General features: G+C 52.0%; 7 protein-coding genes. 2 read left to right on the forward strand and 5 right to left on the reverse strand.

Annotated elements, in window-relative coordinates; genetic code table 11:
• Positions 1-20 precede the first annotated feature (20 nt).
• Together tadA and J6J28_RS09885 are read left to right on the forward strand one after the other, a co-directional pair.
• Entirely contained in the window at positions 21-482 is a 462-nt protein-coding gene (gene tadA / locus J6J28_RS09880; RefSeq protein ID WP_301721444.1) for a tRNA adenosine(34) deaminase TadA, read from the forward strand.
• 130 nt (positions 483-612) lie between these two features.
• Positions 613-3,726 (forward strand): TonB-dependent receptor, encoded by a 3,114-nt coding sequence (locus J6J28_RS09885; protein ID WP_301721445.1) that lies wholly within the window; start codon positions 613-615, stop codon positions 3,724-3,726.
• 73 nt (positions 3,727-3,799) lie between these two features.
• Here the strand turns inward: J6J28_RS09885 and purL are convergent, their stop codons facing one another.
• The 5 genes from purL to guaB all read right to left on the reverse strand — a co-directional run bounded on the left by purL (position 3,800) and on the right by guaB (position 13,887).
• Complete coding sequence (purL, locus tag J6J28_RS09890; protein WP_301721446.1) at positions 3,800-7,696, reverse strand: phosphoribosylformylglycinamidine synthase; 3,897 nt, start codon at positions 7,694-7,696, stop codon at positions 3,800-3,802.
• 219 nt (positions 7,697-7,915) lie between these two features.
• Positions 7,916-9,325, reverse strand: coding sequence for a membrane-bound lytic murein transglycosylase MltF (gene mltF, locus J6J28_RS09895; protein ID WP_301721447.1), 1,410 nt, complete (start codon positions 9,323-9,325; stop codon positions 7,916-7,918).
• A gap of 119 nt (positions 9,326-9,444) precedes the next feature.
• Positions 9,445-10,740, reverse strand: coding sequence for an NAD(P)/FAD-dependent oxidoreductase (locus tag J6J28_RS09900; protein WP_301721448.1), 1,296 nt, complete (start codon positions 10,738-10,740; stop codon positions 9,445-9,447).
• Between the two features lie 96 nt (positions 10,741-10,836).
• Positions 10,837-12,411, reverse strand: a complete 1,575-nt coding sequence (gene guaA / locus J6J28_RS09905) for a glutamine-hydrolyzing GMP synthase (RefSeq protein WP_301721449.1) — start codon at positions 12,409-12,411, stop codon at positions 10,837-10,839.
• 6 nt (positions 12,412-12,417) lie between these two features.
• A complete protein-coding gene (guaB, locus tag J6J28_RS09910) occupies positions 12,418-13,887 on the reverse strand; it encodes an IMP dehydrogenase (RefSeq protein ID WP_301721450.1) in 1,470 nt (489 codons plus the stop codon).
• Positions 13,888-13,937 lie beyond the last annotated feature (50 nt).

Consider the following 13,937-nt stretch of genomic DNA (forward strand, 5'->3'; position numbering starts at 1 on the left):
GCTGGCAAACGGGATTGCTAATGGAACACGAACGCTACATGCGCCGCGCTTTAGAACTCGCCCACCACGCCGAACAATTGGGAGAAGTGCCGGTTGGCGCCGTCCTCGTTTACAACAACCAGATTATTGGTGAAGGCTTCAATGAGGTTATTCGCCGCAACGACCCTTCAGCGCACGCTGAAGCTCAGGCCATTCGTGCCGCCGGACAACACCTTGCCAATTACCGGCTGGTCGATACCACTTTGTATGTTTCCCTGGAACCCTGCGCCATGTGCGCTGGGTTAATTACTCATGCGCGGGTTAAAACTCTGATTTTTGGCGCATTCGATCCGCGAACGGGCGCCACAGGCACCGCCATCGAGGTGTTAAATCATGCCTCGATGAACCACAAGGTGGACGTGATCGGTGGCGTGCTGGAACAGGAGTGCGCAGCGATCTTGCAGGATTTCTTCCGTAAACGCCGGAAAAAGGCGGCTAAATAGTCAGAACGTAAAAAATGATGTGAACCTGCTCATTTTTGACTACTATTTCATCAAACTGTCACACAAGGTTACTAAGCTTTGTGGACCAGGAACGCTAAACATCTTAACCACAACCCAGGAAAGCAACATCATGTTGAATAAAAATCCCAGCCGCATTGCTGCCGCAATTGCCCTAGCGATAGGTCTCTCCGCGACTGCAACTGCTCAAGAAACTTCATCAAGTCTGCGTGGTGTCGTCACTAGTGAAGCCACTGGGCAAGCTATCGCCAACGCATCGGTAACCTTGCGCGACGAACGTACCGGTACCACGACCACCTTCAGTGCTAACGATAGTGGCCTGTTTTCAGCCCGCGGTCTTGCCGTCGGCGGTCCATACACACTCACCGTAACGGACGCGATGGGCAACAGCGAAGTTGTTGAGAACGTTTACCTGACGCTTGGTGAGACAGAAAATGTTCGTGTTCAGGTCGCTCAGCAAACTGTCGAGCGTATCTCGGTGGAAGGCCGTCGCCTGACCATGACTTCTGGTGCCAGCAGTCCTGCATCGAACTTTAACTTGCGTGACATTCAAAATCAGCCTGCACCGAATCGTGACATCAAAGATGTTGTGCAAATTGACCCACGCATTTACATCAATGAAACCAATGCCCGTGACATCCAGTGTGGTGGTGGCAACCCGCGTTTCAACAGTCTGACCGTCGATGGCGTCCGCACCAATGACAACTTTGGTTTGAATTCCAGTGGTTACCCCACAGAGCGTATGCCATTTTCTTACGATGCGATTGAGCAGGTTGCAGTTGAGCTGGCCCCCTTTGATGTCGAGTACGGTGGCTTTACCGCATGTAATATTAACGCCGTCACCAAGTCAGGTGAGAACGAGCTCTTTGGCAGTGTATTCTTCGATTACACCAACGACTCACTCACCGGTGATGAGCTGGAAGGTGAACCGGTTAACATCGGTGCGTTCAATGAAAAGCGCTATGGTTTTAACGGCGGCGGTGCGCTGATTAAGGATAAGCTATTCGCCTTCATCGCTTATGAAAAGCTCGAAGGTTCCGATACGTTCGATCGTGGTCCTGAAGACGCCAGTGTCGCCACCCCTGTGCAAGGCGTGACCCAAGCCGACTTAGATCGCATCGCAGCGATCGCTCGTAATGTTTATAATTTTGAGCCAGGTGGGTTCCCGGCGAGCTTACCCGTTGAAGATGAAAAATTCCTTGCCAAACTCGACTGGTACATCAACCAGGATCATCGTGCGTCATTCACTTATAACTACAATGACGGTTATTCCATTGCTGAATCCGACGGCGATAGCGACGAGCTTGAGTTCTCCAACCACTTTTATGAGCGTGGTGCGGAGTTTAACTCCTATGTTGCACAGCTCTACTCTGACTGGACTTATAACTTCTCAACGGAGCTTCGTGCCGGTTACTCAGAGTTAGAAAACCGCGTCGAGCCGCTCGGCGGCAACGATATCGGCGAGGTTCAGATTCGTCATAACGGCAATACCATCTACCTTGGTGCCGATGACTCGCGTCACGCCAATAAGCTGGCCTACGATACCTCCTTCTATAAACTATCCGGTACCTACCTGTTAGATGATCATACCCTCACTTTCGGTTACGAATACGAAAGCTATGACGTCTTTAACCTGTTTATTCAGGAAGCTCAGGGTGAGCATCGTTTTAATTCAATTGATGACTTCGAAAGCGGTTTAGTCGACCGTCTGATATACGAAAATGCAGCCGGCACCAACAATCCAAACGATGGCGCTGCGCAATTCGAATATGCGGTCAATACCCTGTATGGGCAAGATGAATACTACTTCATCGATTACGACTTAACCCTGACATTGGGCCTGCGCTATGACTGGTACACGACCAACGACGCACCTACTCTTAATCAGGCATTTCTTGATACCTATGGCTTTGAGAACACTGCAACACTTGACGGTGAAGGGCTGATTCAACCACGTCTGGGCGTGAACTGGGTCGTCAATGATCAGCTTGAAGTTCGTGGTGGTTTCGGTCTTTACTCCGGTGGTAATCCGAACGTCTGGTTGTCGAACAATTACTCGAACAACGGTGTGACGCTGTATGAAGCAAACCGTTTCGACGTCAATATGTTTGATCTGGACTACGGTTCTGGCTCACCTATCATTGATGTGCCTTTGGAAATGATTGACGAGGTAGCAACCGCTGCTGGCCGTGGCCCTGTCAACGCATTGGATCCTGATTTCGAAATTCCAAACGAATGGAAGTTTGCAGTTGGCGCAACTTATGTCACCGAAAACGACTACGTTCTGATGGCTGACTTCCTCCACACTCGTAAGCAAGATGCAGCGATCATCAAAGACTTACGCGCAGAGCAGAGCGGTACAGCTCCGGACGGTCGTCCGATCTATTCGCGCAATGGTTCTGATGCCTTCCTGCTGACCAACGTTGACGGTGACTCAGGTGAGCAAACGAGCATCAGCTTTGCCGTTTCGAAAGATCACGACTGGGGCTTTAACTGGTCACTTGCGTACGCCTGGAACAAGTCAGAAGATGTCAATCCAATGACCAGTTCCGTCGCTTACTCGAACTACACCAGTGTCGCGACAGCAGATGCGGAGAACCCGGGTATCGCAACTTCGAACTATGAGATCCCTCATCGTTTCACGTTCCGTGGTACCTACACCAAAGAGTTCTTCTCAGGCTATGACACCACCTTCAGCCTGTTCGGTTCAGCCAATAAAGGTCGTCCCTACAGCTTCACTATGAATGCACCTGTTGGCGACATTACCCGCGGCCGCTCACTGCTGTACGTGCCGACCGGCGAAAATGATAGCAATGTGGCTTGGGGCGACGACCTGACCAGCAGCGATATCCAGGAATTCCTGGCATTTATTGAAGAGTCAGGCCTGAGTCAGTACGCTGGCGGTATTGCTCCTCGTAACGAGTTCAACAGCGACTGGTGGCATAAAGTTGACCTGAAGGTCGAGCAGGAATTACCTGGCTTTATGCAGGATCACAAGTCTCGTGTCTATTTCGTTGTGGATAACTTCACCAACATGCTGAACGATGACTGGGGTGTGCTGTACGAAACCAGCTTCCCGCGTTCTGTCAACGTTGCTGAAGTCGGCATCAACGACCAGAATCAATGGGTGTTCGAGGATATTACCCCGCGTATCAACCAGGTTCAGGGTCGTGCGGGTCAGCCATCACTTTGGAGTGTTCGCCTGGGCTTCCAGTACGACTTCTAAAACGCACTCAGACGCTCGCGAGCGTCCATAAAAAAACCCGGCAAACGCCGGGTTTTTTATTATCTAAAACACGTTAGCCAAGATAGACGCGCGCGTTTCTGAACATGCGCATCCACGGACTGTCTTCGCCCCATTCATCAGGGTGCCAGCTATTGGCAACAGTACGGAAGACGCGTTCCGGGTGCGGCATCATAATAGATACGCGACCGTCCGGCGTAGTCAGTCCGGTGATCCCTTCGGGCGAGCCGTTCGGGTTTGCCGGATAATCCATGGCGATGCCACCTTTGTTGGTAATATAGCGCACCGCGACCAGCCCCTGCTCAGTAACAGTCGCCAGGTTTGACCCTTTAAATTCCGCGCGACCTTCGCCATGAGACACTGCGATGGGCATTTTTGAGCCTTGCATACCGTTGAAGAATAACGACGGGCTATCCTGGATCTCAACCATGCTCACGCGTGCTTCAAACCGCTCCGAGCGGTTGGTCACGAAGTGCGGCCAAGGATCAGCTCCCGGAATCAGCTCGCGCAAGTTCGAGAGCATCTGACAGCCATTACAAATACCCAGCGCAAAGGTCTTTTGCTTCTCAAAGAAGGCCGCAAATTCGTCTCGAGCCCGGCTGTTGAACAGGATTGATTTCGCCCAGCCTTCACCAGCTCCAAGTACATCACCGTACGAGAAACCACCGCAGGCAACAAGTCCGTTAAACTTATCAAGGCTTATGCGGCCGGCAAGGATATCGCTCATGTGCACGTCAATGGCGGCGAATCCGGCACGATCAAACGCAGCTGCCATCTCGACGTGGGAATTCACGCCTTGCTCCCGTAGGATAGCGACGACCGGATCACGTCCAGTGTTAATGTAAGGCGCGGCAACGTCCTCACTGGCGTCAAAAGAAAGGTCAGCGAAAAGCCCAGTGTCATCCGCTGCTTGCTTCGCTGCAAATTCCTCATCGGCACAGGCGGGGTTATCACGCAGACGCTGCATTTTATGAGTGGTTTCAGCCCAGATCTTACGGAAATGGCTACGGGTACCATTAAGAACCATGTCACCGTCGCGCTCAAAGCTGATTTCATCACCTGCGGCGACTTCACCAATCACTTTGACTGCATCAGCCAGACCTGCATCGGTATAAGCGGCGACGACTTTTTCCACATCGTCGCTACGCACCTGAATCACCGCGCCCAGTTCTTCGCTGTAAAGCGCCGCCAGATCGTCTGCATGAACCTCATCAAGACGAATGTGCGCTGCACAGTTTCCGGCGAATGCCATCTCTGCAACGGTCACGAACAAGCCACCATCTGAGCGATCGTGATAGGCCAGTAATTTTTTATCACGAACCAGCTGTTGCGTGACGTTAAAGAAACCTTTTAAGTGCTCTGCACAATCGACATCAGGGGTTACATCGCCAAGCTGACGGTAAACCTGTGCAATAGCCGAGCCCCCTAAACGAGCCTTGCCCATGCCTAAATCAATCAGCACTAAGCGTGTATCGCCCTGATCCGTGCGCAGCTGTGGAGTGACTGTACGACGTACGTCACGCACCCGACCGAAGGCAGTAATCACCAGGCTCAAAGGCGCAGTAACCGCTTTGGTTTCACCGTCGTCTTGCCACTGGGTTTTCATCGACATGGAGTCTTTACCCACCGGGATGGTGATACCCAGCTCCGGACACAACTCTTCGCCCACTGCTTTCACTGCTTCATACAAGCCAGCGTCTTCACCAGGATGACCTGCGGCGGCCATCCAGTTCGCAGAGAGTTTAATGTGCTTGAGGTCACCGATATCAGCAGCGGCAATATTTGTTAATGCCTCACCCACCGCAATTCGTGCCGATGCGGCATAATCTAATAGCGCTAATGGCGTTCGCTCACCCATTGCCATCGCTTCACCGGCATAAGAGTCGTAGCTTGCTGCGGTAACTGCAACGTCAGCAACAGGAATCTGCCATGGACCTACCATCTGATCGCGCGCCACCAGCCCGGTCACACTGCGATCACCGATGGTAATCAAAAAGGTTTTCTCGGCAATCGCCGGCAGTCTAAGCAGACGTTCTGCTGCCTCAGCAATATCGATAGCCCCTGTTTGCAACGCTTCTCCGGCAACCTGCTTACGTTGCACATCGCGGTGCATCTTCGGTGCCTTACCCAGAAGTACATTGAGCGGCAAATCGATCGGGGTGTTTTCAAAGTGGCGATCGGTTAAGGTTAAATGCTCTTCCTCTGTCGCTTCGCCTATCACCGCAAAAGGTGCGCGCTCACGTTCACAAATCTCGGCAAAAGTGGTCATCCGATCTGCGGCAATCGCCATAACATAACGTTCTTGCGACTCATTACACCAAATCGCAAGTGGCGACATACCCGGCTCATCGTTGGGTATTTCGCGTAATTCGAATTTGCCGCCACGGCCACCATCGCTGACTAGTTCCGGCATAGCATTGGAAAGACCACCTGCGCCGACGTCATGGATAAAGGCAATCGGGTTCTTGTCGCCCAACTGCCAGCAGCGATCGATGACTTCCTGACAGCGGCGCTCCATCTCTGGGTTATCACGCTGTACCGAGGCAAAATCGAGATCTTCGCTGGAACTGCCCGACGCCATTGACGATGCTGCGCCGCCGCCCAGGCCTATGTTCATGGCAGGCCCACCGAGTACAACCAGCTTGGCACCTACAGGAATCTCGCCCTTCTCGACGTGACTCTCACGAATATTCCCCATACCACCGGCGATCATGATCGGTTTATGGTAACCACGGACTTCAGTACCGTTATGGCTTTCAACGCGTTCTTCATAGGTACGGAAATAACCGGTCAACGCCGGGCGACCAAATTCATTGTTGAATGCAGCACCGCCCAGTGGCCCTTCCAGCATGATTTCCAGCGCGGTGACAATACGATCAGGCTTGCCAAAATCTTCTTCCCAGGGTTGTTCAAAGCCCGGAATACGTAGGTTGGAGACGCTGAACCCCACCAAACCAGCTTTAGGCTTAGAACCGCGGCCGGTTGCGCCTTCGTCGCGAATTTCGCCGCCTGAGCCCGTCGCCGCACCAGGGAACGGAGAAATCGCCGTCGGGTGATTGTGGGTTTCAACTTTCATTAAAATATGGATAGGCTCATGGAAGTAGCTGTACTCACCAGCTGCCTGCGAGCCTGCCGGATACGGGAAAAAGCGCCCGGCTTCTGAGCCGACCATGACCGCAGCATTATCCTTGTATGCGGACAACACGTTATCAGGGGTCACCTCAAAGGTATTTTTAATCATCTTGAACAGCGACTTTAACTGCTCTTTACCGTCGATGGTCCAGTCGGCATTAAAGATTTTATGACGGCAGTGCTCGGAATTCGCCTGCGCAAACATATAAAGTTCGATGTCGTTAGGGTTACGCCCTAAGCTATTAAAACTATCGAACAAATAGTCTATTTCATCGTCGGCGAGGGCTAAGCCCATATCAATATTGGCGCGTTGCAGCGCTTCACGGCCACCGGCAAGAATATCGACTGAGGTCAGCGGCTCAGGGGTGGCGGCAGCGAACAGTGCGTCCGCTTCGTCCAGATCCCGTAACACCATCTCGGTCATGCGATCGTGCAACACAGAACTCGCGCGAGTCAGCTGATCTTCATTGAGATCGCCTTCAAGATAGTAAACCATGCCGCGCTCAAGCCGCCGGATTTTTTCCAGTCCGCAGTTGTGCGCAATGTCGGTCGCTTTCGACGACCAGGGAGAAATAGTGCCTACCCGCGGCACAACGGCGAGCATAGCTCCTGCCGGAAGGTGTTGGGCAAGTGCTGGACCATAGGTCAGCAGCTTTTTTAAGACCTGCTGCTCGTCATCTGATAAAGAATCGGTAACATCAACAAAGTGTACGTACTCGGCATACACATCCTGCGCCGGAACATCCGCCTGATGTAACCGTTGCAATAATTTTTCCGTTCGAAATTCAGATAAGGCTGGGGCGCCGCGTACTATCTCCACAGGTCGTTCTCCAGGTTGGCAGTGGATGGTTTTCACCGACTTTTGAGGACGCGTATTATAGTCTTTTTTTGCTTGCTAAACTACCGCGTTCGACTGCAAGTTAATCTTCTTTCTCACATAAACGAAACCATTTCTGGCGTCGTTCATTTTTTAGATGCGTGCGCTTGCGTAACCAAGCCCGGCGCCGGGCATGTGGGACCAGTCGTTTTTTTGTGCGCATCAGTTTACCTCGTCTCCGCTACCAATCGGCAGTGAGATCTCCAGGGGCTGAGCTGGAATACGTCCGCGTTCATCCAACCAAACCAGAGTGTCGTAATAGCGACGAATGTTCCCTACATATCGCACCGGTTCATCACCACGCGCAAAACCAAAGCGTGTTTGTCGATAATATTTTTTCTGTCTCAATAAGGGTAGTCGTTTTCGCACATCAATCCAGCGATCCGGATCCCCACCTTGGCGTTCGGTTAAGACGCGCGCATCTTCCAGGTGGCCATAGCCAATGTTATAGGATGCTAAGGCAAACCAGGTACGGTCAGGCTCAGGGATTCGTGCGGGAATAGTCCCTAACATACGTTCGAAATAACGAGCGCCGCCGCGAATACTCTCTTCCGGATTCAAACGGCTACTTACGCCCATCTCCTCGGCGGTCGGCAGGGTCAACATCATCAGCCCACGCACGCCGGTTGCGGAAACGGCGCGCGGATTCCACAGACTTTCCTGATAGGAAATAGCAGCGAGCAGGCGCCAGTCCAACTGCCCTGAGTGCTCGACAAAGAAATCCCGATATTTGGGCAGTGTGGTTTGCACCGCATCGATGAACAGACTGGTATCCACATAGTTAAATTGTGAGACGTGGCCAAAGTGCTGATCCACCAAACGATCCAGCTCACCTGACTGACGCAGATCACCAAAAAACTGAATCACTTCGGCATAGAGGGAGGCATCACGCCCGGGACCTAACATCCAGCTGACATCCAGGTTATCCCGCACGGTGAAGGCAACACTGATATTCGGGAAGTAGCGCCTTTGCATATCCAGAATATTGCTGTCCGCGATGGTGAATGCAATTTCGCCGTCTATGACGGCCCGTAATAACTCCGTGGCATCGTGCTCATTGGTTGCCCGCCAGCGCAGTTCAGGAAAGCGTTCGCTGTTGCGGCGTAACCAATCATGGTGACTGCTACCAGCGACGACCACCACCTCGCCATCGACCTGGCTCCAGTCCCGCGGACGGGTCCGTGAGCCCTGGCGATAGACCAGTCGCTGCGCGACTTCCTGATATGGAGGTCCAAAGCGGTAATTGCGGTCCCTACGGGGAGTGCGATCCAGCCCGGCGGCCACCACATCGACCTGGCCGCGATCGAGTAAGCCAAACAGGTCTTTGATATTGTAGCGGGAGACGATCTCGAGCTCGACGTCGAGCTGTTCAGCGAAGGTGGCGGCAAGCGCGTACTCAAGACCGCCCTCACTCTCGAATTCGTGATAGTAGGTGGTCGGTCCTAACAGGGTGCCGACCCGAAGAACACCACGTTCTCGGATTTGGGTAAGGTGATCAGGCTGCGGTTGTGGCGCGCAGCCGGCCAGTAGCACTAATGCCAGCAGGGTCAGAAACCCTTTGCAATAATTCATAAGCTCAATGTGCCCAACCTGCAGATATAAAGTCAATAGTTACGACTGATCGCCTGGCGATATACCAACAAAATTTAGATGTCTGGCATTGTGCCTCAAGCCCTTGCTGATGTATATCGTCAGTGTAATTTCAAACGCGGTTTTACCGCACGCTTCAGTTTATCCACCAGCAGCAACAGGAACATTTTCCACCAGCCATGCAAGACGCGCTGATGCAGGCGGTATAAACTCGCGTAAGCCCAGCGTGCCAAAGTTCCCTCAAGCGGCACCGATAAACTCTTACTTTGCATAAAATTACCGACCGCGGAATAACGACTCAACGAGACCAGCGACCCACGGTCTTTATAGACAAACCGCTTTGGCGGCTGCAACTGGTATTCGCGTACAATATTCCGATACAGACGTTTCGCCATTTGGTGTGCCGACTGTGCGCGTGGCGGAACCCAGCGCTCGTCGTCAATGGGACACGCCGCACAGTCACCTAACGCATAGATAGCTTCATCTGATAGGGTTTGCAGGTACTGATTCACTTTAATTTGATTATTTTTCCGCGTCTCCAAGCCCCAGTCTTTGACAATGTCAGGAGCCCGTACCCCAGCCGCCCAGACGATCAAATCCGCCTGAATAGGCTCACCTTCACCGAGTACAAGGGTATTTTCTTTTACCTCTATAACAGGGTTATTCAACATAACTTCGACGCCCAACGAGCTGAGTTTTTTCTCAACCAGTTTCGACAAACGCTCGGGTAATTCGGGCAAAAGCCGCTGCTTTGCTTCTACTAAACAAACTTCAAAATGTTTTCGATCAAGATGAGACAAGCCATAAATTGACAGCAGTGATACTGAATGAATCAACTCTGCTGCTAACTCAACGCCGGTAGCGCCGCCACCGACAATAGCCAGTGAAAGTTTCGTCGCATTACCTTCTCCGATGGACTTATTGACCCGCAAAAACTCATTCAGCAGGTGTTCATGGAATCGATCCGCCTGCCGCAAGGAGTCCAGGAAATAGCTGTGATCTTTAACTCCGGGAGTGCCAAAATCCGCAGTCACGCTTCCGATGGCTAGAATCAGGCGATCATAGGAAAGGCTTCGTGCAGCAACGACTTCTTTGCCACGATCATCACGGATCGCAGCTAACTGAATCGTTTTGTTATCTTTATCTACCGACTCCAGTGTTCCCAGCAAAAACTCAAATCCGCAGCGCGCACTTTGGCCTCTATAATCGAGCTCCTCCATACGTGAATCCAGCGCGCCCGAAGCTACTTCATGCAATAACGGTTTCCATAAATGCGTACTGTTGCGATCAATCAAGGTGACTTTTGCTTGCTCACTGCGGCCCAGCTTGCGCCCGAGCATCGTCGCCAGTTCAAGGCCTCCGGCACCACCACCAACAATGACAATTTGCTCCTGCATATGAGTTTCGCTCCTTTAAAATTAAAAAAGCCACTGACGATAATAGCGTCAATGGCTTTCAATAACCAATCCGTGGTTAGACACAACAGGATGAATCTACTCCCATTCGATCGTTGCCGGTGGTTTACCTGAAATATCGTAAACGACCCTTGAAATCCCGTCGATTTCGTTGATGATGCGGTTCGAAACCGTTTCCAGCAGCTCATAAGGTAAATGCGCCCAACGTGCCGTCATGAAATCAATCGTTTCGACAGCCCGTATAGCAATAACCCAGTCGTATTTGCGGGCATCACCCATCACCCCTACCGAACGTACCGGCAGAAACACGGCAAATGCCTGACTCACTTCGTGATACAAACCAGCTTTGCGCAGCTCTGTAATGAAAATATGGTCGGCACGGCGTAACAGCTCGCAGTACTCTTTCTTAACTTCGGCCAGTACCCGAACTCCCAGGCCTGGACCCGGGAAGGGATGGCGATACAACATATCGTAAGGCAGACCAAGTTCCAGACCTATTTTACGAACCTCATCTTTGAATAGCTCGCGCAATGGTTCAACCAGGCTTAACTTCATGTCCGCTGGTAAACCGCCGACGTTATGGTGCGACTTGATTACATGGGCTTTGCCTGTTTTCGAGCCCGCAGATTCGATGACATCCGGGTAAATGGTGCCCTGCGCCAAAAAGGAAACGTCGTTGATGCTGGTGGCCTGTTCATCAAAGATTTCGATAAAGACACGACCGATAATCTTACGTTTGGCTTCCGGATCATGTTCGCCGGCTAAAGCATCTAAGAAACGGTCTTCAGCATCCACATGCACAATGTTCAAACCGTAGTGGTCGCCAAACATTTCCATGACTTGTTCTGCTTCTTTCCAGCGTAACAAGCCATTATCAACAAACACACAGGTTAATTGGTCGCCGATGGCCCGGTGCAACAGCATCGCTGTGACGGAACTGTCGACGCCACCAGACAAGCCAAGTACGACCTTGCCATTGCCCACCTGCTCGCGAATACGAGCAACGGCATCATCAATAATGTGTGCCGCGGTCCAGTTGGTTTCGCACTCACAGATTTCCACCACAAAATGCTCAAGCATCCGCTTACCCTGACGGGTATGCGTCACTTCCGGGTGGAACTGTAAGCCATAAAAATCGCGCGCTTCATCAGCCATGGACGCAATCGGGCAGGTTGGGGTCTGCGCAACGATACTAAAGCCTTCGGGCAATTCGATGACCTTATCACCATGGCTCATCCAAACGTCCAGCATTGGATTACCATTGTCATGCACGCTGTCTTCAATATGGTGAAACAGCGGGCTGGGTGCAGTGCGTTCCACCAGGGCGTAGCCAAATTCACGTTCCAGAGAACCTTGTACTTTACCACCTAACTGCGCTGCCATGGTTTGCATGCCATAGCAGATACCCAGCACAGGTACCCCCGCCTCAAACACATAATCCGGGGCACGTGGAGAGTCTGCTTCGGTCACCGACTCCGGGCCACCGGAGAGGATAATCCCATTCGGGTTAAAGTTTTTGATGTCTTCAGCATCGACATCCCACGCCCACAACTCACAATAAACACCGATTTCACGGATACGGCGAGCAATCAGTTGCGTGTACTGTGAACCAAAATCTAAAATTAATATGCGATGTGCATGAATATCTTGCATCTTGTCTTAACCCATTCGGTAGTTAGGAGCTTCTTTGGTGATTTGCACATCGTGCACGTGAGACTCGCCCATACCTGCAGATGTCACCCGGACAAATTGCGGTTTGGTTCGCATCTCTTTAATGTTTGCTGAGCCGGTCAGGCCCATTGCTGAGCGCAGCCCACCCATTTGTTGGTGAATAATGGTGGCCATTGGACCTTTATAAGCAACCCGACCTTCAATACCTTCCGGTACTAACTTCTCGGCTTCGTTTGAGGCCTGGAAGTAACGGTCTGATGAACCATGGCGCTGATCCATGGCACCCAGGCTACCCATGCCCCGGTAGGACTTATAGTAGCGGCCCTGGTAGAGTTCAACTTCACCTGGCGACTCTTCCGTACCGGCAAGCATACTGCCCACCATGACACAATCCGCTCCGGCTGCGATAGCTTTAGCAATGTCACCAGAGAAGCGGATGCCGCCGTCAGCGATAACTGGAATACCGGTTCCCTTCAAGGCGTCAACCGCATCACTGATCGCGGTAATTTGCGGAACGCCACAGCCAGTAACGATGCGAGTGGTACAAATTGAGCCCGGGCCAATACCGACTTTCACGGCATCGACACCCGCGTCCGCCAGAGCTTTCGCGCCTGCGCCGGTTGCTACGTTACCGGCAATAAGCTGCAAGTCAGGGTATTCTTTGCGTACATAAGCTACGCGATCGATAACGCCCTGCGAATGGCCGTGGGAAGTGTCGATGAGCAAAACGTCAACGCCCGCTTCAACTAGCGCAGCGATGCGCTCTTCTGTGCCTGGACCCACACCTACAGCCGCGCCCACACGTAAGCGGCCCAGTTCGTCTTTACAGGCATTTGGCTTGTTTTCGGCTTTGGTAAAATCTTTTAGGGTAATCATGCCACGCAGATGGAACGCGTCGTCGACCACCAGAATTTTCTCGATACGATGTTGATGCATCAAATCAAGAATTTCTTCGCTCTTGGCACTTTCTGTGACAGTGATCAGGCGCTCTTTTGGCGTCATTATAGTCGCCACACGCTTACTGTTGTCACTTTCTGCGCGAGCATCACGACCAGTGATAATTCCCACCAGCTCACCGCTCTTTTCAACCACCGGGAAGCCATGGAAGCCGTGTTCGACGTTAAGGGCGCGAATTTCGCCCAGGGTCGTGTCAGGTGTTACTGTTACCGGGTCCGAAACCATACCACTTTCGTACTTCTTCACTTTACGTACGTGAGCAGCCTGTTCTGAGATGGTCATGTTCTTATGCACGAAGCCAAGCCCACCCTCTTGCGCCAGCGCAATGGCCAGAGCAGCTTCAGTCACCGTATCCATGGCCGCAGAGACCATTGGAATATTAAGTTCAATGCCGCGCGTTAAACGCGTGCGCAGGTCGGCAGTATGAGGTAAAACAGTCGAATGACCGGGGACGAGTAAAACATCGTCGAAGGTAAGAGCTTCTTGAGCGATTCGTAGCATGGCAACATCCCACTAGCTGAGTTAATGTTGCGGGCAGATTTTACTCGTAA

Origin of the sequence: Pseudidiomarina terrestris (genome assembly GCF_030466375.1) — a bacterium.
GTDB classification, from domain to species: domain Bacteria; phylum Pseudomonadota; class Gammaproteobacteria; order Enterobacterales; family Alteromonadaceae; genus Pseudidiomarina; species Pseudidiomarina terrestris.